The organism is Streptomyces sp. NPDC091292 (assembly GCF_044757265.1).
Lineage (GTDB): Bacteria > Actinomycetota > Actinomycetes > Streptomycetales > Streptomycetaceae > Streptomyces.
This window is the reverse complement of the sequence record NZ_JBIVUQ010000006.1, coordinates 170,349-193,603: the sequence shown is the minus strand read 5'-3', so window position 1 is coordinate 193,603 and position 23,255 is coordinate 170,349. Positions and strand designations below refer to the sequence as shown.

16 protein-coding genes and 2 pseudogenes are annotated in these 23,255 nt (G+C 69.6%); 10 read left to right on the top strand and 8 right to left on the bottom strand.

Annotated features, from left to right (window positions below; genetic code table 11):
• Positions 1 to 22: 22 nt before the first annotated feature.
• Both ACIQNU_RS19310 and ACIQNU_RS19305 read right to left on the bottom strand, forming a co-directional pair.
• Positions 23 to 895, bottom strand: coding sequence for an acyl-CoA thioesterase (locus ACIQNU_RS19310; RefSeq protein ID WP_401367579.1), 873 nt, complete (start codon positions 893 to 895; stop codon positions 23 to 25).
• 85 nt (positions 896 to 980) lie between these two features.
• A complete protein-coding gene (locus tag ACIQNU_RS19305) occupies positions 981 to 3,494 on the bottom strand; it encodes a DEAD/DEAH box helicase (protein WP_401367576.1) in 2,514 nt (837 codons plus the stop codon).
• A gap of 178 nt (positions 3,495 to 3,672) precedes the next feature.
• Between ACIQNU_RS19305 and ACIQNU_RS19300 the strand changes: the two genes are divergently transcribed.
• Positions 3,673 to 4,464 carry a metal-dependent hydrolase gene (locus tag ACIQNU_RS19300; RefSeq protein WP_401367574.1) on the top strand — a complete coding sequence of 264 codons (792 nt, stop codon included), beginning with the start codon at positions 3,673 to 3,675 and terminating at the stop codon, positions 4,462 to 4,464.
• 128 nt (positions 4,465 to 4,592) lie between these two features.
• Here the strand turns inward: ACIQNU_RS19300 and ACIQNU_RS19295 are convergent, their stop codons facing one another.
• Together ACIQNU_RS19295 and ACIQNU_RS19290 are read right to left on the bottom strand one after the other, a co-directional pair.
• Complete coding sequence (locus ACIQNU_RS19295; protein WP_401367572.1) at positions 4,593 to 6,383, bottom strand: ABC transporter ATP-binding protein; 1,791 nt, start codon at positions 6,381 to 6,383, stop codon at positions 4,593 to 4,595.
• Complete coding sequence (locus ACIQNU_RS19290) at positions 6,380 to 8,248, bottom strand: ABC transporter transmembrane domain-containing protein (protein ID WP_401367570.1); 1,869 nt, start codon at positions 8,246 to 8,248, stop codon at positions 6,380 to 6,382. Before ACIQNU_RS19290 ends, ACIQNU_RS19295 begins: the two co-directional genes overlap by 4 nt.
• Before the next feature lie 312 nt (positions 8,249 to 8,560).
• Here ACIQNU_RS19290 and ACIQNU_RS19285 point away from each other — a divergent pair, with 312 nt between their 5' ends.
• Positions 8,561 to 9,301 carry a L,D-transpeptidase family protein gene (locus tag ACIQNU_RS19285; RefSeq protein ID WP_401367567.1) on the top strand — a complete coding sequence of 247 codons (741 nt, stop codon included), beginning with the start codon at positions 8,561 to 8,563 and terminating at the stop codon, positions 9,299 to 9,301.
• Positions 9,302 to 9,351: 50 nt separating this feature from the next.
• On the opposite strand, the gene ACIQNU_RS19280 is transcribed toward ACIQNU_RS19285, so the two are convergent.
• On the bottom strand, positions 9,352 to 10,968 hold the full coding sequence (locus tag ACIQNU_RS19280; RefSeq protein ID WP_401367564.1) for a glycosyltransferase family 39 protein: 1,617 nt from the start codon (positions 10,966 to 10,968) through the stop codon (positions 9,352 to 9,354).
• 122 nt (positions 10,969 to 11,090) lie between these two features.
• Between ACIQNU_RS19280 and ACIQNU_RS19275 the strand changes: the two are divergent.
• The 5 genes and pseudogenes from ACIQNU_RS19275 to ACIQNU_RS19255 form a co-directional block, all read left to right on the top strand.
• A pseudogene (locus ACIQNU_RS19275) lies at positions 11,091 to 11,660 on the top strand (peptide-N4-asparagine amidase); the annotation flags it as partial.
• A gap of 188 nt (positions 11,661 to 11,848) precedes the next feature.
• Positions 11,849 to 12,545, top strand: a pseudogene (locus tag ACIQNU_RS19270) (L,D-transpeptidase family protein).
• Positions 12,546 to 12,932: 387 nt separating this feature from the next.
• Complete coding sequence (locus ACIQNU_RS19265) at positions 12,933 to 14,285, top strand: NtaA/DmoA family FMN-dependent monooxygenase (protein WP_401367561.1); 1,353 nt, start codon at positions 12,933 to 12,935, stop codon at positions 14,283 to 14,285.
• A 95-nt stretch (positions 14,286 to 14,380) separates the two neighbouring features.
• Positions 14,381 to 15,001: a hypothetical protein gene (locus tag ACIQNU_RS19260; protein WP_401367558.1), complete on the top strand. Its 621-nt coding sequence runs from the start codon at positions 14,381 to 14,383 to the stop codon at positions 14,999 to 15,001.
• A gap of 145 nt (positions 15,002 to 15,146) precedes the next feature.
• Positions 15,147 to 15,515 carry a VOC family protein gene (locus ACIQNU_RS19255; RefSeq protein WP_401367555.1) on the top strand — a complete coding sequence of 123 codons (369 nt, stop codon included), beginning with the start codon at positions 15,147 to 15,149 and terminating at the stop codon, positions 15,513 to 15,515.
• A 61-nt stretch (positions 15,516 to 15,576) separates the two neighbouring features.
• Here the strand turns inward: ACIQNU_RS19255 and ACIQNU_RS19250 are convergent, their stop codons facing one another.
• Positions 15,577 to 16,341, bottom strand: coding sequence for a hypothetical protein (locus ACIQNU_RS19250; protein ID WP_401367552.1), 765 nt, complete (start codon positions 16,339 to 16,341; stop codon positions 15,577 to 15,579).
• Positions 16,342 to 17,552: 1,211 nt separating this feature from the next.
• Between ACIQNU_RS19250 and ACIQNU_RS19245 the strand changes: the two genes are divergently transcribed.
• The 3 genes from ACIQNU_RS19245 to ACIQNU_RS19235 all read left to right on the top strand — a co-directional run bounded on the left by ACIQNU_RS19245 (position 17,553) and on the right by ACIQNU_RS19235 (position 21,301).
• The gene (locus ACIQNU_RS19245; RefSeq protein WP_401367549.1) at positions 17,553 to 18,254 is read left to right on the top strand and encodes an acetate uptake transporter; all 702 of its coding nucleotides are present in this window, start codon (positions 17,553 to 17,555) and stop codon (positions 18,252 to 18,254) included.
• The gene (gene acs / locus ACIQNU_RS19240) at positions 18,251 to 20,242 is read left to right on the top strand and encodes an acetate--CoA ligase (RefSeq protein ID WP_401367546.1); all 1,992 of its coding nucleotides are present in this window, start codon (positions 18,251 to 18,253) and stop codon (positions 20,240 to 20,242) included. Before ACIQNU_RS19245 ends, acs begins: the two co-directional genes overlap by 4 nt.
• 114 nt (positions 20,243 to 20,356) lie before the next feature.
• The gene (locus ACIQNU_RS19235; RefSeq protein WP_401367543.1) at positions 20,357 to 21,301 is read left to right on the top strand and encodes a dihydrodipicolinate synthase family protein; all 945 of its coding nucleotides are present in this window, start codon (positions 20,357 to 20,359) and stop codon (positions 21,299 to 21,301) included.
• 9 nt (positions 21,302 to 21,310) lie between these two features.
• On the opposite strand, the gene ACIQNU_RS19230 is transcribed toward ACIQNU_RS19235, so the two are convergent.
• Both ACIQNU_RS19230 and ACIQNU_RS19225 read right to left on the bottom strand, forming a co-directional pair.
• Positions 21,311 to 22,294 carry a hypothetical protein gene (locus ACIQNU_RS19230; RefSeq protein WP_401367540.1) on the bottom strand — a complete coding sequence of 328 codons (984 nt, stop codon included), beginning with the start codon at positions 22,292 to 22,294 and terminating at the stop codon, positions 21,311 to 21,313.
• A 20-nt stretch (positions 22,295 to 22,314) separates the two neighbouring features.
• A complete protein-coding gene (locus tag ACIQNU_RS19225) occupies positions 22,315 to 22,839 on the bottom strand; it encodes a hypothetical protein (RefSeq protein ID WP_401367537.1) in 525 nt (174 codons plus the stop codon).
• Positions 22,840 to 23,255 lie beyond the last annotated feature (416 nt).

The window sequence follows — 23,255 nt, the reverse complement described above, 5'->3', positions numbered from 1 at the left end:
GCGGGGTCAGATGTTCCGGCGGTCAGGTGCCCAGCTTGCGGAACAGCCCCTCCTGCACGACCGAGACCAGCAGACGCCCGTCCCGGTCATAGATCCGGCCGCGGGCCAGTCCCCGGCCGCCCGTGGCGATCGGTGACTCCTGGTCGTAGAGGAACCACTCGTCCGCGCGGAACGGCCGGTGGAACCACATCGCATGGTCCAAGGACGCCATGTCGAACCCCCGGGGACCCCAGAGCGGCTCGACAGGGATACGGACGGCATCCAGCAGGGTCATGTCGCTCGCATACGTCAACGCGCAGGTGTGGACCAGCGGATCGTCGCCCAGAGGGCCGACGGCACGCATCCACACCGCGCTGCGCGGCTCGGCGTGCTCGACCTCTTCGGGCGTCCACCTCAGCCGGTCCACATACCGGATGTCGAAGGGCTGACGCCGGGCGATCCGCTCGTACTGCTCCGGGAGCGCACCGAGATGTTCCCTGATCTCCTCGGAGATCGTCGGCAGCTCCTCCGGCCCCGGAACGTCGCGGGCGGGCGGGAGTTGGTGTTCGAACGTTCCTTCCTCAGGCTTGTGAAAGGAGGCGGTGAGATTGAAGATCGTGCGTCCCTGCTGCACGGCGGTGACCCGGCGTGTGGTGAAGGACCGCCCGTCGCGGACCCGTTCGACCTGGTACACGATCGGCATGCCCGGCCGCCCCGGGCGCAGGAAGTACGCGTGCAGCGAGTGCACGGGCCGGTCGCCGTCCGTGGTGCGGCCCGCAGCGACCAGGGCCTGTCCCGCGACCTGCCCGCCGAACACCCGTTGCAGCGACTCGTGCGGGCTGCGGCCACGGAAGATGTTGACCTCGATCTGCTCCAGGTCGAGCAGGTCGACAAGCCACTCAGCCGGATTCGTCATGCGTCGTCCACTCCCACGTTCACTCCCACATCCACCCACCGAAGGAAACCGGTACTGCCTGCCGGACCTGCGGCCCGGCGTCGTGTCACAGCTGTCCGACGTCGGTGACGCGTACGACTGCGCGCCCCTCGGCGTCCGATGCGACCAGGTCGATCTCGGCACTGATGCCCCAGTCGTGATCGCCGTTCGGGTCGGCGAAGGCCTGACGGACCCGCCACAGGGCGCTGTCCCGGTCCTCCTCGATCATCAGGAGCTTGGGGCCGCGCGCGTCGGGACCGGTACCGAGGTCGTCGTACTCGTCCCAGTACTTGTCCATCGCCTCGCCCCAGGCGTCCGCGTCCCAACCGGCATCGGCGTCCATCTCGCCGAGTTCGTCGACATTGTCGAGGGCGGCGAGTTCGACACGGCGGAACATCGCGTTGCGGACGAGGACGCGGAAGGCGCGGGCGTTGGAGGTGACCGGCTTGACCTGGTCGGCTCGCTCCTGGGCCTCCTCGGCGGTCATCACCTCCGGGTTCGCGAGCTGTTCCCACTCGTCCAAGAGGCTGGAGTCGACCTGCCGGACCATCTCGCCGAGCCAGGCGATCAGATCCTCCAGGTCCTCCGACTTGAGGTCGTCGGGGACGGTGTGGTCCAGCGCCTTGTAGGCACTGGCGAGGTAGCGCAGCACGATGCCCTCGGTGCGGGCGAGTTCGTAGAAGGACACGAACTCGGTGAAGGACATGGCCCGTTCGTACATGTCGCGGATCACGGACTTCGGCGACAGCGGATGGTCGCCGACCCACGGATGGCTGTGCCGGTAGGTGTTGTACGCGCCGAACAGCAGCTCTTCCAGGGGCTTCGGGTACGACACGTCCTGGAGCCGCTCCATCCGCTCCTCGTACTCGATGCCGTCCGCCTTCATCGCCGCGACGGCCTCGCCCCGCGCCTTGTTCTGCTGGGCGGCGAGGATCTGCCGTGGATCGTCCAGCGTGGACTCCACGACGGACACCATGTCGAGGGCGTAGGAGGGGGACTCCGGGTCGAGGAGTTCGAACGCGGCGAGCGCGAACGTCGACAGCGGCTGGTTGAGGGCGAAGTCCTGCTGCAGATCGACCGTCAGCCGCACGATGCGGCCGTCGGCGTCCGGCGTGTCGAGTTTCTCGACGATGCCGCCGTCGAGCAGCGACCGGTAGATCGCGATGGCACGGCGGATGTGCCGCAGCTGCTGCTTGCGCGGCTCGTGATTGTCCTCAAGGAGATGACGCATCGCGTCGAAGGCGTTGCCCGGCCGGGCGATCACCGAAAGGAGCATGGTGTGCGTGACACGGAAACGCGAGGTGAGCGGTTCGGGATCGGAAGCGATCAGCTTGTCGAACGTGCCCTCGGTCCAGCCGACAAACCCTTCCGGCGCCTTCTTGCGCACCACCTTGCGACGCTTCTTGGGGTCGTCGCCCGCCTTGGCGAGAGCCTTCTCGTTCTCCACGACATGCTCGGGAGCCTGCGCCACGACGAAACCCGCGGTGTCGAAGCCGGCCCGTCCGGCGCGGCCCGCGATCTGGTGGAACTCCCGCGCGCGCAGCACCCGCACCCGGTTGCCGTCGTACTTCGTCAGCGCGGTGAACAGGACGGTGCGGATGGGGACGTTGACGCCGACGCCCAGCGTGTCGGTGCCGCAGATGACCTTCAGCAGACCCGCCTGCGCGAGCTTCTCCACGAGCCGCCGGTACTTCGGCAGCATCCCCGCGTGATGCACACCGATGCCGTGCCGCACGTAACGGGACAGATTCCGGCCGAACTTGGTGGTGAAGCGGAAATTGCCGATCAGCTCGGCGATCTGGTCCTTCTCCGCCCGCGAGCACATGTTGATGCTCATCAGCGCCTGAGCCCGCTCCACGGCCTGGGCCTGCGTGAAGTGAACGATGTAGACGGGCGCCTGCTTGGTCTCCAGCAGCTCGGTCAGCGTCTCCGTGAGAGGCGTCTGGCGGTACTCGTACGACAGCGGCACCGGGCGGGTCGCGGAGCGGACCACGGCGGTCGGACGCCCCGTACGCCGGGTGAGGTCCTTCTCGAACATCGACACGTCGCCGAGGGTCGCCGACATGAGGATGAACTGCGCCTGCGGCAGCTCCAGGATCGGAATCTGCCAGGCCCAGCCCCGGTCGCCCTCGGCGTAGAAGTGGAACTCGTCCATGACGACCTGGCCGATGTCGGCGTGCTTGCCGTCGCGCAGCGCGATCGAGGCGAGGACCTCGGCAGTGCAGCAGATGACGGGAGCGTCGGAGTTGACCGAGGCGTCGCCGGTCAGCATGCCCACGTTCTCCGTACCGAAGAGCTTGCACAGCTCGAAGAACTTCTCCGAGACCAGCGCCTTGATCGGCGCCGTGTAGAACGTGACCTCGTCACGGGCCAGAGCCGCGAAGTGCGCCCCCGCGGCGATCATGCTCTTGCCCGACCCGGTCGGCGTCGACACGATCACGTTGGCACCCGAGACAGCCTCGATCAGAGCCTCTTCCTGGTGGGGATAGAGGGTGAGACCACGCTCCTCCGCCCACGACTCGAATGCTTCGTAGAGGGCGTCGGGGTCGGCGGTCCGGGGCAGCTGATCGATAAGGGTCACCACCCCATCTTGCCTGTCTTCCGACCCGATCCGGGAATCGGACGCCCGTACGAAGATCACGAACGCTACGCTGATGCGCCAACAGGGCGTCAGCACATCCGGACTACGGGGACGGCGCGTGAACTGATCACGCGGACAACGGGGCGTTCAGGCAAGAGGAATGGGGCGGGGCACAACCATGATGGGACCGGCACACTCACTGTCAGGAGCGGCGGCCTGGCTGGGGGTGGGAGCGGCGGCGGCAGCGGCCGGACACACCATGCCATGGCCGGTTCTGCTGGTCGGAGCCCTGATCTGTGCGGGAGCCGCACTGGCTCCGGACCTCGACCACAAAGCGGCCACCATCTCGCGGGCCTTCGGCCCTGTCTCGCGGGGCCTGTGCGAGATCGTCGACAAACTCTCCTACGCCGTCTACAAGGCCACCCGAAAGCAGGGCGACCCACGGCGCTCCGGTGGGCACCGGACGCTCACCCATACGTGGCTGTGGGCGGTGCTGATAGGCGGCGGCACCTCGGTCCTGGCGATCACCGGCGGACGCTGGGCGGTGCTCGGCATCCTCTTCGTGCACATGGTGCTCGCCATCGAAGGTCTCCTGTGGCGAGCGGCGCGTGGATCCACGGACATCCTGGTGTGGCTCCTTGCGGGAACCAGCGCCTGGATCCTTGCGGACATCCTGAGCAAACCGGGCAACGGCGCGGACTGGCTGTTCACGGCACCGGGCCAGGAGTACCTCTGGCTGGGCCTGCCGATCGTCCTCGGCGCACTCGTCCACGACATCGGCGACGCCCTGACGGTGTCGGGCTGCCCGATCCTGTGGCCCATTCCCATAGGACGCAAGCGGTGGTACCCGCTGGGCCCGCCGAAGTTCATGCGGTTCCGGGCCGGCAGCTGGGTCGAGCTGAAGGTGCTCATGCCGGTGTTCATGCTGCTCGGCGGAGTGGGCTGCGCGGCGGCGCTGAACTACATCTGACGCAGCTCACGCCGCCGGCGCCGCCCGCGCCCGTCACGGTGTGTGGACCGGTCGTACCGGTGCCTGGATCCGTCGTACCGGAACCAGCCGTACGGGAACCAGCCGTACCGGAACCAGCCGTACCGGGACTACCCGTGCCAGGACCGCCACAGCGCCGCGTAGGCGCCGTCCGCCGTGACCAGCTCCTCATGGCTGCCCAGCTCGGTGATCCGACCGCTCTCGACCACCGCGATCACATCCGCGTCATGCGCGGTGTGCAGGCGGTGGGCGATGGCCACCACGGTCCGCCCGTCCAGGACCCGGGCCAACGACCGCTCCAGATGCCGGGCCGCCCGAGGGTCGAGCAGCGAGGTCGCCTCGTCGAGGACCAGCGTGTGCGGATCGGCCAGGACCAGCCGGGCCAGCGCGATCTGCTGCGCCTGCGCCGGAGTGAGCGCCACCCCGCCCGAGCCGACCTCCGTGTCCAGGCCGTCGTCGAGGGCCCGAGCCCAACCGTCCGCGTCGACCGCGACGAGCGCCGCCCACAGCTCGGCGTCGTCGGCGCCGGTACGCGCCAGCAGAAGATTGTCCCGCAGGGACCCCACGAACACGTGGTGCTCCTGATTGACCAGCGCCACATGCGAGCGCACCCGCTCCGCCGGCATCCGGGACAGCTCCGCACCGCCCAGGGTGATCACACCGTCCCTCGGCGCGTAGATCCCGGCCATCAGACGCCCGAGCGTGGACTTCCCCGCACCGGACGGTCCCACCAACGCCATCCGCGTGCCCGGCTCGACCTTCAGCGACACCTCCCGCAGCACGTCGACGCCGGCGCGATACCCGAAGTGGACGTCGTCCGCCCGCACGGTACGGCCGTCCGGCGACACCGAAGGATCGCCCTGTTCCGGCTCGATGTCCCGCACACCCACCAGCCGCGCCAGCGAAACCTGGGCCACCTGCAACTCGTCGTACCAGCGCAGGATCAACCCGACCGGATCCACCAGCATCTGCGCCAGGAGGGCACCCGTCGTCAGCTGACCGATCGTGATCCAGCCCTGGAGCACGAAGACGCCACCGACCATGAGCACCGAACACAGCACCGTGACATGCGTGAGATTGATGACGGGGAACAGCACCGACCGCAGCCACAGCGTGTAGCGCTCCCAGGCCGTCCACTCCGTGATCCGCCGGTCCGACAGGTCCACCCGCCGCGCACCGAGCCGGTGCGACTCGACGGTCCGGCCCGCGTCCACCGTCTCGGCCAGCGCACCGGCGACGGCGGCGTACCCGGCCGCCTCGGACCGGTAGGCCGACGGCGCCCGCTTGAAGTACCAGCGGCAGCCGACCACGAGGAGCGGCACCGCGATCAGCACGGCGGGAGCCAGCGGCGGAGCGGTCACGGCGAGCCCACCGAGAAGCAGCGCCACCCACACCACCCCGATGGCCAACTGCGGCACCGCCTCGCGCATGGCGTTCGCCAGCCGGTCGATGTCCGTGGTGATACGGGACAGCAGATCACCCGTACCGGCACGCTCCAACACTCCCGGAGGCAGACCCACGGAGCGCACGAGGAAGTCCTCACGCAGATCGGCCAGCATCCGTTCACCGAGCATCGCCCCGCGCAGCCGCACCTCCCGTACGAAGATCGCCTGCACGACCAGAGCGACCGCGAACAGCGCCACGGACCGCTCCAGATGCAGGTCACGCAGGGCGCCGGCGCCGTCCGAGACGTCCTCGACGAGGGAGCCGAGCAGGTAGGGGCCCGCCATCGAGGCGACGACCGCGACCGCGTTGACGGTGACGAGGAGAAGGAAGGCCCGGCGGTGGCGCCGGAACAGCTCGCCCACGTAGGCCCGCACTGTCGCGGGGGCGCCGACCGGCAGCGTGTTCGCCGTCGTCGGGGCCGCGGGGTCGTAGGCCGGGGGCGCTACGCCGATCATGCCTTCTCCTCGATCTCTGCCAGCTCTTCCCAGGTGTTCGCGGCCGGTCGGCCACGGAGTTCGCCGGACCGCCCGGATTCCGGCAGCTCGTCCGGAGATCCGGACTTGAGGGCACGAAGCGCGGCCTCGTCGTCCGTCTCCCGTGTCACGACGGCGCGGTACCGGGGCTCGGTCCGCACCAGCTCGCGGTGCACTCCGGCCGCCGCGACCTCGCCGTCGTGGACGAGCACGACCCGGTCGGCGCGATCCAGGAGCAGCGGCGACGAGGTGAACACCACCGTCGTCCGGCCCTCCCGGAGCGACCGCACCCCCTCGGCGATCCGCGCCTCTGTGTGGGAGTCCACCGCGGACGTCGGCTCGTCCAGCACCAGCACACCGGGGTCCGTGATCAACGACCGCGCGAGGGCGAGCCGCTGGCGCTGGCCGCCCGACAGGGAGCGGCCCCGCTCGGTGATCCCCGCGTCCATGGGGTCGGAGACGTCGAGCGCACCCTGTGCCAGCGCGTCCAGGACATCGGCGCACTGCGCGGCCTCCAACGCCCGCCGGGCCGGTACGGCGCCCGACGCCGGGACGTCCAGCAGCTCGCGGAGCGTCCCTGACAACAGCACAGGGTCCTTGTCCTGCACCAGCACGGCGGTGCGGGCCGTGTCGAGCGGAAGGTCGTCCAACGGCACCCCACCGACCAGCGCGGACGGCACGTCCCCGGCGACCGTGGCATGGCCACCCAGACGTTCCGCGAGCCGGCCCGCCGCGTCCGGATCCCCGCACACCACCGCGGTGAAGGAGCCGCCGCGGGCGAGCAGCCCGGTCGCCGGGTCGTACAGATCACCCGAGGGCACCCGCGCCGTGCGCGACCCGTCCGAGTCCACGGTCCGTTCCAGGGACAACACCCGTGCCGCGCGTTTCGCCGACGGACGCGAGAAGGAGTACGCCATGGCGATCTCCTCGAAGTGCCGCAACGGAAAACTCAGCATGGTGACGGCGCCGTACACGGTGACCAGGGCTCCCACCGAGATCCCGCCGTCCTGCGCCAGCCGTACACCGCGCCACACGACCACGATCAGCAGCAGTCCCGGAAGCAGTACCTGGAGGGCGGCGATCAGAGCCCACATACGGGCGCTGCGCACAGCCGCCCTGCGGACCTCCTGCGAGGCGCGGCGGTACCGGTCGAGGAACAGATCCTCGCCGCCGATACCCCGCAGCACCCGCAGACCGGCGACGGTGTCCGACGCCAGCTCGGTCGCACGCCCGGCCTTCTCACGCTGCACATCGGCACGCCGGGTCGCCCGCGGCAGCAGCGGCAGCACCGCGAGGGCCAGTACCGGGATCCCGACCGCCACGATGACCCCGAGGGAGGGCTCGTAGAGGACCAGACCGACACAGACGAAGACGACCGTGAGCGCGGCGGCGGCGAACCGGGACAGCGCCTCCACGAACCAGCCGATCTTCTCGACGTCCCCCGTGGACACGGCCACGACCTCGCCGGCGGCGACCCGGCGGGTGAGTGCCGAGCCGAGCAGAGCGGTCTTGCGGGCCAGAAGCTGCTGGACGCGTGCGGCAGCGGTGACCCAGTTGGTGATCGCGGTGCGGTGCAGCATCGTGTCGCCGAGCGCGATCGCCAGCCCGAGCAGCGCGATGAGCCCACCCGCGACGGCGAGGCGTGAGCCGGAACGGTCGACGACGGACTGCACGGCATAGCCGACGGCGTACGGAAGGGCGGCCACCGCCATGAAGTGAAGGAGGCCCCAGGAGAGGGCCTTGAGCTGACCGCCGAGCTGGTTCCGGCCGAGCCAGAGCAGGAACCGGGAGCCCGAGCGTGCGTCGGGCACACCGGGGTCGGCGTACGGAAGGTCTCGAATCTGCATGGTGTCCCAGGGCTCGGAAGATGTTCTGGAGAAGGGGAGGGGCGGCGGGGAGGGGGTGGGGTGGGAGGGGGAGGGGGGAGGGCCCCCAAGACCCCCAGGACATCCAGGGCCCCCAAGACAAGAAGCGGGCAAAACGGTGAGACAGGCCGAGAAGCGGACAACAACCCGGCGGAGCAAACCGTGAAAGGTTCGCGTTCCGGCCGCCCTTCAGGCAAACGGTTTTCTGTGGGACGGCAAAGATTCGGCCCGCGTCGGGTGTGGTGGCGCGGGGGCGGCGCAGGACAGGAGGGGGCTGGTGCGACGATGGAGCGCATGCGGATAGCCGGTGCGGTACGAACGGGGGTCGTTGCTGCGGCCTGTGGTGTCCTGTTGACGTCGCTCGCGGCATGCGGGAGTTCGGGCGACGGCAGCTCGGCCAAGGGGGACGCGGGCGCCGGGCAGGGACAGCACGCCGACGCGCGGGTGGCCGACCTCAAGCGCATCCCCGAGGTGGGGGACCGGCTCCAGAAGCAGATTCCCGCCTCGGCGCGGCAGGTGGTCGCCGTGTACGGCGAGGACGCGGACTCCGCCGACGCGACCGTGGTGCTGTACACGAAGAAGGGTTCCACTTGGGAGAAGACCCGGAGCTGGGACGGCCACAACGGTAAGAAGGGCTGGACGCCCGATCATCACGAGGGGGACAAGCGGAGCCCGGTCGGGGTGTTCTCGTTGTCGGACGCCGGGGGAGTGCTGCCCGATCCCGGTGCCGCGCTTCCGTACACGGAGTCGGCGGGGTTCCAGGCGCCGCACTACTGGGCGAAGTCGCACTGGCACGACTTCGACTACGTGATCGCGATCGACTACAACCGCGTCAAGGGCACATCGCCCAACGACCCGACGCGCCCACAGGGCCAGTCGAAGGGCGGGAGTATCTGGCTGCACATGGACCACGGCAGCGGTACGTCCGGCTGCGTGAGCCTGTCGAAGTCGGGGATGGAGTATCTGCTGCGCACCTTGGACCCGGAGCAGCACCCGGTCGTGGTGATGGGGGACAAGGCCGGCCTCAAGGCGTGACGGGCGCGGCCCGACCGCCGATCGGCCGCGATGCCGCTCCGCGATGCCGCTCAGTAATAGCGCCGCAGCGAAGGCCACAGAACCGACCACCGCTCCGTCGCCCCCGCGCACAGCAGCACCACGGCGCCCTGTTCCTCGTTTTCGATGCCGTACCCGTTGTCCACACGGCCGACCTCGTGGCAGTCGGTGAAGTGGCGCGAGAGTAGGCCCTCGCCTCCGCTCTGGGCGACAAGGAGCACGGGCCCGTCGGCGGAGTCCGGCGGCGGCCCCCAGTCGGCGAAACTCATATGGCCGGAGTACGGCTTCGGCAGACCGCGACCGGGACCGTACTGAGCGAGGGCGCCCGCCTCCCCGTAGTTCTGCGCCAGAACGACCGCACGCGTGCGAGCGTCCTCCGGAATCTCCGCCCAGCCGTCCCGCACCGCGTCCACCAGAGTCGGCCAACCCACCTGCTCGCCCTGCTCCTTGTTCATCGCCATCGGTACCGCCAGCGCGCTGGGCGGCAGAACGGGCAGCGTCACCAGGGCGTTGATCGCGGCGATCACGAAGAGAGCGGTCGCGAACCGCACATTCCGGACACGGTTACGTCCACCCCCACCGCCACCCCCACCCCCAATGCCGTTGCCACGCCCACGCCCACGCCCACGCCCGCGCCCACGCACGCCCCGCACCCACAAGAGCAGCGGCTCGCAGCCCGCCGCCAACAGCACGGTCAGCAGTGGCGCCGCGTAATAACCCTTGCCGCCCGCCGCGACCACCAGCACGCACAGCAGCGGGTACGCCACAGCGAAGGTGCGGGCCCAGCGCAGCGCGGGGTCGCGGCACAGCCGTAGCCAGCCGGCGATCCACACGGGGGCGAACGCGGGCGAGAGATAGATGAGTTGCTGCGGTACGAACAGGAGGCGGTTCTCGGTGCCGTCGTCGGTGCTGATCCCGTCGGCGACCGTGAGTTGAGGCCAGCCGTGGTCGGCCTGCCACCACAGATTGGGCAGGGCGAGCGCCAGCGCGAGCACGATCCCGGCCGCGAGCCACCCGCTGCGCAGCACCCGCCTCGGCCCCACCGCGAGTACGCCCGCGAGGAGTACGGCGACGAGCAGCACCACCAGGTACTTGTTCTGGACGCCCACTCCGACGGCCGCGCCGAGCGCGATCCACCAGCGGCCGTCGCCCGTGCGCAGCAGGCGCAGCATCAGCCAGCTGATGAGCAGCCAGGCGAGGAAGTCGAAGGTGGCCGTCGACACCATGTGGCCGACGGCGAGCAGTTGCGCACCGACCGCCGCGAAGCCGGCCGCGCAGAGTTGGACGCGCCGCCCGCCGCCGAGTTCGCGGGCGATCAGCGCGACGAGCACCACGCTCAGCATCGAGGCGAGTGTGGCCGCTACGCGCAGACCCGCCGTTCCGTCCCCGAAGAGGGTCGTGGAGGCGCGGGCAATGAGCGGGGTCAGTGACGGTTGGTCGACATATCCCCAGTCGAGATGGTCGCCCGCCGCGAGGAAGTACAGCTCGTCACGGTGGAATCCGTACCGCCCCGACAGCGCGGAGAGTACGGCGCCGAGCGCGGCGGCCACCGCCAGGACCGGGACCGTGGCGAAGGGCTGGAGAAGTGCCGGGCGGCCGAATCGGTCTGCCGCGGAATCGCCCCGCGTTCCCGGCGAGGTCACGTCCATCGCACGCTCCGTCTCCCCGTGGGCCCGGCCGTACAGGGGGGCGAGCGCCCCCTCGCCCAGGCGGAGCGTACTGGCGGAACGGGCCCGGGTCGATATCGCGCGGAGGCGTCATTGCCCCGGGCAACTCCGTCTCCTACACGCCCGGTTCGCAGGAGCACCGGCTTGACGCCGAGGGCGATCGCCGGCTGACCGTCTCCGACTACGTCGACACCTCCCACGGCCGCGTGACCACCACCGTGACCCGTGCGCTCACCCACACCTCCGTGCACCGCTGGACCGACGGGGAGACGAGGGACGCGCTGGACGCGCGCTGGACGGACGACGAGACCGTCACCACGGCCGGGCGCGGCCCCGCGCGCGTGATCCGCACCGACCGCACGTACACGATGGACGGCACCACGACGCTCGGCGCCGGCGACCGGCTGCGCACTGTCCTCGCGCTCGGCGACCGCGCGGCCGTCGAGGAGTCCCGTGGCGGACGGACGGTCGCCTGGCAGCGGCTCGACGATTCCTACGCGGGCGATGCCACGTACACGGCGAACGTCCCGCGCGATCAGCGGCACGCGGTCGCCACCACCAGCGAGCGGTACCGCCTGTACGGAAGCGGAAGCGGAAGCGGAAGCGGCGGTTGCCAGGACAGGAGTCTGACCACCGTCCAAGGCGCTCTTACGCAGGACCGCACCCGCTGCTAGACCAGTACTGCTGGACCAGTACAAGAAGAAAGGCGAAGACGTGATCGTTCCGGGGGGGTGTGTTTGTCGCGGAATTGTCACGGCTGTCCGGGATCTGCGACAGGGGTTCCTCCGCTACAACGCATCGCTGGCCCGGACCGTCTACTTGGGCGCAACCTCGCAGTACGCGTGAAAGGAAGAAGCCTCACATGGGGGACATACGCAGACGGGGCGCCGTCGCTCTCGGGATCACCGGCCTGGTGGCTCCGCTGACGCTGGCGCTGGGGGCGGCTCCGGCCAGTGCCGCGTCGTGCACCACGCAGACCGGCTCGCACCAGAAGCAGGTCGAGAAGTTCCTCGCCCGTCCCGGTCGACGGCAAGCAGTCCTCGGCCGACTGCAAGGCGATCCAGGCATTCCAGAACAAGCACGGCATCAAGCCGAACATCGGCTACGCGGGCCCCGTGACCTGGGGCGTCATGGACCTGATGAACAAGCAGAAGGCCGTCGGCAACAAGCCCAACAAGGACGGCAAGTGCCCCGTCAACAAGGGGCGAATAGCCTGCGTCAATCTGACGCTTCAGATCAGCTGGATCCAGGACGGCAAGACGCTGAAGTACGGGCCGGTGCCGGTGCGCACGGGCCGTGACGGGTACGAGACCCGCACCGGCCTGAAGAAGATCTACTGGCGGCACATCGACCATGTGTCGAGCATCTACGACGTGCCGATGCCGTACAGCCAGTTCTTCGACGGCGGTCAGGCGTTCCACTCGGTCGGCGTCAGCATGTGGAACCCGCCCGGCTCGCACGGCTGCGTGAACATGCGTACCGCCGACGCCAAGAAGTACTGGTCGCTCCTGAAGAAGGGCGACGACGTCTACGTGTACGGCCGCAAGCCGGGCACCTGATCGCCACCCGCGCGCCCCCTCCCGCGTGCGACCTGGCGCGGCCCGGCTTCCGACGCCGGTGTCCGCGCCTTCGGTCTCCGCGCCTTCGGTCTCCGCGCCTTCGGTGTGCGGGCGGACCGTTCCACCCCCATAAGACACCCACGGGTATCCATTGACAGTGGCTGACGGCTGCCGCCAGGATGATGGGCATGCTCACGACGCACCCCGGCGTGGTGTGCCGCTACGTCGACCTGCGGCGCACCGCCAGCGCCCTCTGTCGCTGATCGCGCCCCGTCCCCGATCACAGACGCCGCCCGACGCCTGCCGGCAGCACACCCACTGCCCGCCGTCCGGCCCATCCCGCGCCTGTGTCACCTCCGGATCAGCGAACCACGGAGAAGACCTGTCATGTCGCGCAAGATCCATCTCGCCCTGCATCCGTACGGAGTCGGCGGTCCCGGTCAGCACGGTCTGTGGAAGGACCCGCGCGTGGCGAAGAACGCGAGCGTCGACGTCCAGTACTACATCCAGCAGGCCCAGGCGGCCGAACACGCGCTCTTCGACGCCCTCTTCATCGTCGACAGCCAGTTCATCAACGCCACCTATCCCGCGCACTATCTCAACCGGCTTGAGCCACTGACCCTGTTGTCGGCGGTCGCCACCCACACCCGGCACATCGGCCTGGTCGGCACGGCGAGTTCGACGTACAACTCGCCCTTCAACCTCGCCCGCAGATTCGCCTCGCTCGACCACATCAGCGGTGGGCGGGCCGGCTGGAACGTGGTCACCAGCTTCGACACGGGCACGGCCAGGAACTACGGCCTGGACGAGCACCTCGACTACGTGACCCGCTACGCCCGCGCTCTTGAGTCCGTGCAGGTCGCGCAGGGTCTGTGGGACTCCTACGAGGACGACGCCTTCCCGGCCGACGTGGAGCGGAACGTCTTCCTCGACCCGGCCGGGCTGCACGCGCTCGACCATGTCGGCGAGCACTTCAGGGTCGCGGGGCCGCTCAACATCTCCCGCTCACCCCAGGGGCAGCCGGTCATCTTCCAGGCCGGGGTCTCCGCCGAGGGTCGCGACCTCGCCGCGCGGGTCGCCGAGGGCATCTACGCGCCGGGCGGCACCCTGGAGCAGGCGCGGGAGTACTACGCCGACATCAAGACCCGCACCGCGTCCTACGGGCGCGACCCCGACCACATCAAGGTCTTCATCCACGGTGACCCGATCGTCGGCGCGACCGACGAGGCCGCCAGGCGCCGCGAGCGGGAGATCTTCGAGGAGGACGACGACTTCGCGCGCAACCTCGCGCTCCTGGGCCGCTCCTTCGGCGCCTACGACTTCAGCGGCCACGACCTGGACGCGCCCTTCCCGGACGTCGCCCACCTCGCGGAGAAGGGCGGCCGGACGGGCGCTACGAAGATCATCGAGCGGGCCAGGGCCGAGAATCTCACCCTGCGTCAGGTCGCCGACTCGGTCAACGCGTTCCGCCGCTCGCCCTTCGTCGGGGCGCCGGAGACCGTCGCCGACACCATCCAGCGGTGGTTCGACGCGGGCACCCTGGACGGCATCAACCTCGCCTTCCGGAACAACGACGACCTCGGCCTGTTCGTCGACGGTGTGGTGCCGCTCCTGCAGAAGCGCGGTCTGTTCCGCACCGAGTACGAGGCCGACACCCTGCGCGGCAACCTCGGCCTGCCGATCCCGGAGAACCGCCACACCCGCGAGCGTCGGCTCGCGAACGTCCAGCACGGCCGCTGAGTACGGCTGCTGAGTACGGCTGAGAGGGGGTGAGCGGTGGCGAAGTTCCGAGCCGCCCTGGCGGAGGCTGATCACCACCGGCCAGAATCGCCGCCATGGACCCAGGACTCGCGGGACTCCTCGGCGGTGTGATCGGCGCCGCCGTCGGGGCATGTGGTGCCACCGCATCGGCGTGGATCGCCGGGAGGAAGGCGGAGAGGCTGGCCGAGATACAGACGTCGGCGCTGATGGGTCAAGCCCGCCTCCAGATAGCGGCCGACCGGGCCAACTCCCTTCGCGAATCACGCAAAGCGGCCTACGTCGCTTTCGCCGACGGCTGGCACCTGGAATACGGAACGCTCAGCGAAGCCGCCGTCAAACTCGGGGGTATCGCGGCGCACGACCCACCGGACGAACGCGAAGAGCGCCGTCAAGCCGCCCGCCGCCTCTGGAACGAAGCACGCACGCTCCAGCGTTCGCCCGACCGGCTCCTGAGCGTGGTCCATGTGGAAGGACCTGACCAGATGGCGCATGCGGCTCAAGCGGCGAGTGGTGCGCTGGTTCCTTACTTCACGACGGTGTTGGACTGGCTGCACGCGATCGACAACGCGACGGAGACGCGGCAGCACGACGCGGCGGCGGCCGGCGCCGGCGGCGACGCACACCGGAAGCTACTCGAATTCCTCTACGCCTCGGCGGACGCCGTCGCCCCGGACGGGGGCTCAAATCGGCGGTGAGTGAGGCGCGGGAAGGCAGCCGACATGTCGACGGAGTCGCGCCCGGCGCTGCCATGAATCGGCTCGCGAGGCGCAGAGTCGGTCATTACGGTGTGAGGCCGTACACGGTTCGTATCCACAGCCTGACGGCGGTCACGGAGTTGCCATGCCCTTGCAGATGAAGCTCACGGCGGTCGCACTCGACTGTGCCGATCCCGAGGCGCTGGCGGCGTTCTACCGCCAGGCCACCGGATTTGAGCCGCACCCCAAATCCAACGCGGACTTCGCCGGCGTCACCCGCGAGGACGGGCTCGTGATCGGCTTCCAGCGGGTCGCCGACTACCGGGCCCCGCAATGGCCCGACCAGACCGTGCCGCAGCAGTTCCACCTCGACTTCGAGGTCGACGACCTGGACGAAGCCGAGGCGCTGCTCCTGGCGCTGGGCGCGAACAAGCCGGAGCATCAACCGGGCGGAGACCGCTGGAGGGTCCTCACCGACCCTGCCGGACACCCCTTCTGCCTGACCAGGGCCTGACGCCCGTACCTCCATCCCGCGATCGGCAGGGGTCCAGTGGCCGGGGTTCAGTAGCCGGAGTTCAGTAACGGTGTCCCGGCCAGTGCGGGTCGTACCAGCGGTCGGGGCCGGTGACGCCGAGGAGGCGTATGCGGTGGAGCAGTTCGTCGGGTGCGCCGTGCGCCCGGAGCCGGTCGGGGGCGTGGCGCACCAGCCATGCCGTCAGCTCGGTGCGCAGGGCTTCCCCGTTGTGCCAGGTGTCCCACGGGAGTTGGTCTCCGAGAAGGTCGTACTCCCATTGGGTCGCGGCTTCGGTGAGGTGCTGGTCGGCCGTGTGGTCGGTCCGGATCTCCCAGGTGTGGAGCCAGGTGCTGAGAGTGCCGGATGCCTCGGTGGTGAGGGCGAGGACCTGGTACGCGGGTACGGCGGGTGCCGGGTCGGTGAGGGTGTGCGCCCACCAGGCACGCAGGAACTCGCTTACCGCCGTGGCCTGTTCGGTCGGCCACTGCTGCCAGTCGGCACGGTGGAAGGTGCGTCCGACCTCCTCCATCATGCCGCAGAGCGGCTCGATGCGGCCGGCGGTGAGGGCCGTGGCGAACTGCGGCAGGATCCGGCGGAGCACAGCTCCCTTGTACGTCCAGTCGGTGGCCTGCCAGGTGCGATGCAGGAGGTCCGAGTCCAGCTCCACGTCCGGCGTCTTGAGCAGCGCGAGATCTTCCGCGCTGCCCCAGTGGCACTCGCAGTTGTCCTCGTCGGGGTGGGCCGTCATGCCACGGAATACCGAGGCGAGGTCGTCCAGCGCGGCGTCGAGACGCTGTCGTGCGAGGGTCCGGGCAAGGTGCGTCATGGGCATAGCCTTCGAGGACTCCGGCGGCTCGCACCGCCGAAGAGCGCCACCTTACCCGCGCGCCCCCCGAAGCCGAATGGCCGGGGCAGCACCCCCGTCACGAGGCGTTCGCGCTGGCGGAACACTGCCCGTATGCGGTGGGATGCCTCGCATGGTGTCAAGTCGGGGTGTGCGGAACGCCGTTCGGAGCCGGATACGTCGTTCGCGGAGCTGGATACGTCGTCATCGTGTCGCCCTCGCTTCGGTGGTCGGAGTCCTCGCGGCCCTCGGGATCCTCCTTCTCGTGCTGGGGCCGTTGTCGTGGCTCCTCGCGGGGGACTCGGTCCGTTCGCTGCACGGGAAGGAGCAGGCGGACGCGCTGAACGCCGTGCGTCAGACAGTGCTGGCCGCGATGGCCGGTATGTCCGTGCTGATCGGGCTCGTGTTCACGGCCCGTACCTACGCCCTCTCCCGGCGTGGTCAGGTGACGGAGCGCTTCAGGGCGGCGGCCGGGCAGTTGGCCTCGGACAAGCTCGCGGAACGGTTGGGGGCCGTCTACGGCCTGGAACATGTCATGGCGGAGTCGCCCGGAGACCACAACACCGTGGTGGGGCTGCTCGCGGCGTTCATCCGAGAGAACACCGGGCAGGGCGTACGGCAGCGTCCCCAGGGCGGTCCTCCCGAGCAGGGTATGCGGGAACCGGTCCCCGACTGGGGAACCGAACCGCCCGCCGACATCCGGGCGGCGATGGATGTCCTGGCGCGCCGGCCGGATCGGCCCGAACCGCGCCGCGTCGACCTTCGATCGACCGTCCTCGTCGGGCTGATGGTCCGCGGCATGGACTTCGACGCGCCGCCCCGGCTGTCCCGGGCCTACTTCACCGCGACTCCCCACGGAACTCGCCGACGACCCCTGGGTCATGGCCCGGCTGGCGGACTGCCTCGCCTGGCGCGATCGGCACGACCCGCAGGAGCGGGTACCGCCCCCACCACCGACGGCCCGTCCCGCCGCCCCCTCGGCGTGAACCCCGTGCCCGGATCCCGGACCAGCGACGGCGGTTTCGTACCCCCTGTATACCCCATGCGTACCCCCTGTGACCTGCGGATTCACGCTCCCCGTCACTCCCCGTCCGCTCCCCGCCACCCTCCACAGGTAACAGGTGCTTCTTACGTATGTGCTCCTTACAATGGATAACGCATCCATGTGATTCAGATCACAGGAGGAAGCGCAGATGAGCACCACAGCCACCACCCCCGGCTCCACCACCCCCGGCCCCACCCCGCCTGGCTCGACCCCGCCTGGCCCCACCATCGCCGATCCCGGCCCGCTCGGTCTCGCCGCCTTCGCCGCCACCACCTTCGTTCTCAGCGTCTTCAACGCCGGCCTCATCACCGACCCGAGGCTCAGCACCGTCGTCCTTCCGATGGCTCTCTTCTACGGCGGCCTTGCGCAACTGCTCGCCGGCATGTGGGAGTTCCGCAAGGGCAACACCTTCGGCGCCACCGCCTTCTGCTCCTACGCCGCCTTCTGGCTGGCGTACGCCGCCTACGCCAGGTTCGTCGCGGGCAGCCTGCCGCTGTCCACCGCGCATCAGGCGACCGGCCTGTTCCTGCTGGTGTGGGCGATCTTCACGGTCTACATGACCGTCGCTGCGACGCGGACCACGGGAGCCATCCTGGCCGTGCTCGTCACCCTGTCGGCGACCTTCATCGTCCTGTGCATCGGCGCCTTCGCCCAGTCGGCCGACGTCACGAAGGCCGGGGGCTGGCTCGGCCTGGTGACAGCGGTGTGTGCCTGGTACGCGTCGTTCGCCGGGGTCACCAACGCCACCTATCGGCGATCCGTCGTACCGGTCTTCCCGAACGTCGGCAAGCACCTGCTGCCCCACCGCGGCCACCACCACGGCGGCCCGGTCGCCGGAGCACACACATGACCGACACCGGCGGTGAGACACTCTCCAACCTGCTGCGGGAGGAACGGCGCTTCCCACCACCTCCCGCACTGGCCGCCGAGGCGAACGCCACCGCGGCGGACTACGAAAGGGCCGACGCCGACCGTCTCGCCTTCTGGGCCGCCCAGGCGGCCCGGCTGGACTGGGAGCAGCCGTGGAACGAGGTCCTTGACCTGAGCCGCGCCCCGTTCTACCGCTGGTTCACCGGCGGACGGCTCAACGCCGCGTACAACTGCCTCGACCGGCACGTGCTGGCTGGCCGGGGTGAGCGGGTCGCGTTCCACTGGGAGGGCGAGCCGGGCGACACCCGCACGCTCACCTACGCCGAGCTGAAGGACGAGGTCTGCCGGGCCGCCAACGCGCTGGAGACACTGGGCGTCCGGCCCGGCGACCGGGTGGCCATCTACATGCCGATGATCCCGGAGACGGTGGTGGCGATGCTGGCGTGCGCCCGCATCGGCGCCCCGCACACCGTGGTCTTCGGCGGCTTCTCGGCAGAGGCGCTGCGCGGCCGGATCCTCGACTGCGACGCCCGCGTGGTGATCACCGCGGACGGCGGCTACCGCAAAGGCGCCGCCGCCCCGCTGAAGCCCGCCGTGGACGAGGCGCTGCGCGCATGCCCCGACGTACGCAGCGTGCTGGTGGTCCGGCGGACGGGAGGGGAGGTCGGCTGGACGGAGGGCCGCGACGTCTGGTGGCACGATCTGGTGGCCGGGGAGCCGCCGGAGCACGAGGCCCAGGCGTTCGACAGCGAACACCCGCTGTACATCATGTACACCTCCGGCACCACGGCCCGCCCGAAAGGCATCCTGCACACCACGGGTGGCTATCTGACCCAGGTGGCGTGGACACAGTGGGCGGTGTTCGACGTCAAGCCGGAGCGCGACGTGTTCTGGACGGCGGCCGACATCGGCTGGGTGACCGGCCACTCGTACATCGTCTACGGGCCACTGGCCAACGGCGTCACCTCGGTCCTCTACGAGGGGACGCCGGATACCCCGCACCGGGGCCGCTGGTGGGAGATCGTCGAGAAGTACGGCGTGACGATCCTCTACTGCGCGCCGACCGCCATCCGCACGTTCATGAAGTGGGGCGGAGCCGTCCCCGAGGCGTTCGATCTCACCTCGCTGCGGCTCCTCGGCTCGGTCGGCGAGCCCATCAACCCCGAGGCGTGGATCTGGTACCGGCACCACATCGGAGGCGACCGCTGCCCCGTGGTGGACACCTGGTGGCAGACGGAGACCGGCGCCCAACTGATCAGCCCCTTGCCGGGTGTGAGCGTCTGCAAGCCCGGATCGGCGCTGGGTCCGCTGCCCGGTGTCCGGGCCGACGTCGTGGACGACGCGGGCAAGCCGGTGCCCGACGGCTCCGGTGGCTATCTGGTGCTCACCGATCCCTGGCCGGCGATGCTGCGCAGCATCTGGGGCGACGACCAGCGCTATGTCGACACGTACTGGTCCCGGTTCCCCGGGATGTACTTCGCCGGGGACGGCGCGAAGAAGGACGAGGACGGTGACATCTGGCTCCTCGGCCGGGTCGACGACGTCATGAACGTGTCCGGTCACCGCATCTCCACCACCGAGGTCGAGTCCGCTCTCGTCTCCCACCCGCTGGTCGCGGAGGCCGCCGTGGTCGGCGCCGCCGACCCGACGACCGGGCAGGGCATCGTGGCCTTCGTCATCCTGCGCGGCGACGACGCCGAGGGGACGCGGTCCGGCGGACCGGGAGAGCTTGCCGGTGAGTTGCGCGGGCATGTCGCCACGGAGATCGGGCCGATCGCCCGGCCCCGGCAGATCCTCGTCGTCGCCGAACTGCCCAAGACCCGCTCCGGGAAGATCATGCGGCGCCTGCTGCGGGACATCGCCGAACACCGCGCGCTCGGCGACGTGACCACGCTCACCGACTCCTCGGTCATGGACGAGATCCGCGAACGGCTGCCCGCGGCCGGGGGCGCGGACGAGGAGGCGTAACCGCACGAGTAGGCGCAACCGTAAGAGGAGGCGTAAACCCTCCACGGTGGGTAGGGAGGGAGGCATGCGATACGGGCGATCGTGCGTGCGGTCCCCGTCCGGAGGGGGCAATCCATGAAGCCATTGGCCGCGGACGAGATCACCGGAGTGTGGGGAACGCTCCTGCTCCCCGTCGAAGGCCGGGGCGACATCAGTTGGGACCGGCTGGCGGACCAGCTCGACGTACTGCTGGTCAGCGGCGTCGACGGCATCTACGCCCACGGCACCGCGGGCGAGTTCCACACCCTCGACGAAGCCGAGTTCGACCGGGTGAACGCGATGCTGGCCGGGCGGTGCGAGGCGGCAGGGCTGCCGTACCAGATCGGTGCCTCGTATCCGGCGGCGCCCGTGATGCTCGACCGCGTCCGGCGCGCGGCAGCGCTGCGGCCGGGTGCCCTTCAGGTGATTCTGCCGGACTGGGTGCCTTTGAACGGCGACGAGGTGGTGCGCTTCCTGGCCGGTGCGTCCGAGACCGCCGGCGGCGTGTCGTTGGTGCTCTACAACCCGCCGCACGCCAAGACGCAGGTGCCGCCGACCCTCCTCGCGCGGGTGGCCGCCGAGGTCCCGCAGCTCGTCGGCGTCAAGATGGCCGGCGGCGACGACGCCTGGTACGCGGCCATGGCGGACGCCGTACCCCACCTGTCGGTCTTCGTGCCCGGCCATCTGCTCGCGTCCGGGCTGGCGCGCGGCGCGCACGGCAGTTATTCCAACATCGCGGCCCTGTCGCCTCGCGGCGCGGCGGCCTGGTACCGGCTGATGACGACCGATCCGGCCGCCGCCCGAGACGTGGAGCGGCGCATCGGTGAATTCTTCGCCCGGCACATCGCGCCGCTCCAGTCCCTCGGGCTGTCCAACCCGGCGCTGGACAAGTTCCTTGCCACCGTCGGCGGTTGGGCCGACATCGGTGTGACGCTGCGCTGGCCGGCGTCGTCGGCGCCCGCCGAGGCACTGGCCCCGGCGCGCGCCGACGCCCACCGGCTCCTTCCAGAACTCTTCCCGGAACTCTTCCCGGCGCCGTGATCGTCAGGGTCAGCCGGTGACCGCCTTGTCGGCGGCGGCGAGCGCCTTCGTGTTCTGGTTGCGCGCGCCGGTAAGACCGGTCAGATGCTCGGCGATCTGCTTCTTCTGGATCGCGGTGTCCTCCTTGAACCAGATCGCGACGAGGTCCGTGGACTCCTTGCAGTCGACGTCGGCGACCGCAACGGCGGTCTCCTCATCGGACGGGGCGCCGTCGATGTGTCCGACGATCTCGGCGGCCTCGTAAGGGGTGGCGGCGTCATAGCCCTTGGTCTTCATGCACTGGGACCAGGCCGAGACGGCCCCCTGTACGGCTGGGGTTCGCTGCGACGCGGTGAGGCTCTGGCCGTCCAGCTCCGATACGAGGGAGAGGTCGATCTGCGACTGTCCGATCTGGCTGTCGCTCCAGCCCACGCAGCCGCCCGGGTGGATCTTCTTGCCCTGGTAGGTGTCGGGGGCCGGTTCGGACGTGGGCACGGTGTCGGGACCGGTCGTGGTGGGCTTGGTGTGGCCGGTGAGCACCTCGATCTGGTCGTCGGTCAGGTCGGGCATCTTCTGCCGGGTCTGGTTGTTCAGCTCGTCGGGCAGCCCGTAGCCGTACTGGGCGGCTGCGGCCCGGTCCGTGATGCCGTAGCGGCGCTCGATGTTGGCATCGTTGTCGTTCGGCGGCGGTGTGGCTCCGGCGAGCGGAAGCTGAATGCTGAAGCCGTACCCGGCCATGCACTCTTCCTGGAGTGTGCGGCTCGCCTGATCCAGGGTGACGGTCTCCTCGTAGGTCTGCATGTAGTCCTCCAGAGGGAGGGACAGACCCTTGGCGAGACCGCTCGTCGGTGTCGCCTCGGGCCAATTGGCCTTGTTGACGATCGGCTGGTCGCCGGCCACGGGTGCTCCGGCCGCCGAGGTGTCACCGCCGGTGGTCCCCGCTCCGCACGCGGTGATCAGACCGGCCGTCGCGATCAGGACAAGGGCGGCGGTGGAACGCTTGGTCCAGTTCATGGGTGGCTCCTTGACCCTGATCAGGCGAAGTGCTGGGAGGCGTTGTTGTTCTTGAGCGTCGAGTCGAGGTCGACGAAGGTGCAGGAGGCCCACGCGGTGGTGTGCCCGAAGTACTGGGAGTGGCCCAGGTATCCGGAGTTGTAGTACACGCGGTAGTTGTCCACGTCGGAGCAGTTGCGCACCGAGGCCGCGTTGTTCTTCATGTACTGCCAGGAACCGTTGCCGTTGCCGTTGAACACATAGCGGTATGTCGTCAGGGTGGAGCCCTGGTACTGGCTGGTTCCCCAGTAGTCGTTGACGTTCCCGTAGAACGAGGACCAACTCGTGAGGTACTTGCCGTCCTTGACCGCGAGCGCCTTGGAGTTGTACAGCAGCCACAGATCACCGTACGAGCAGTTGATCCACGGAACATTGCAGTTGTCCGTGGTCGTGTAGGTGACCGCGTGGGCCGGTGTGGCGGTGGCTATCAGCCCGATGCTGACGCCGAGAGCGGTGACGGCGGCACGCACCTTGGCGCGCGCCGAGACGTTCTTCATGCTGCGCATACCCATCCCCCCATGTCGTGATCATGCTCAATCCGCGATGCTAGTGGGGGGCGAGGGATGGCCGTGCCGCGCACTTCGGCCAACGAACTCCCCCTGGTCGGGGGGTGCTTCTGAGACATCCGCGGCCCTCGCCGTGTTCGGCACCGGCCGCGCGCGGAGACACTGGGCTTGCTGTTCCGGTTACGGCGCCCCGCCGAAGGAGATCCGGCCGTTCGGTGGCATCCCGGGGCTCCCGGGGGTGTGGAACCGTGGCCGGAATGTGGTGCCCGACCGACCGTGCGGGATAACGGTTCGGTAACGCACAGTCGTATGTCGGGCTAAGGTCCTTCTCAGGAAACGCCGTCCGTCGCCATGCCTTCCGTCGCGCGATCCACGACCTGACCTGCCCTTGGGCGTCAGTCCGTGCGCCGACCTCC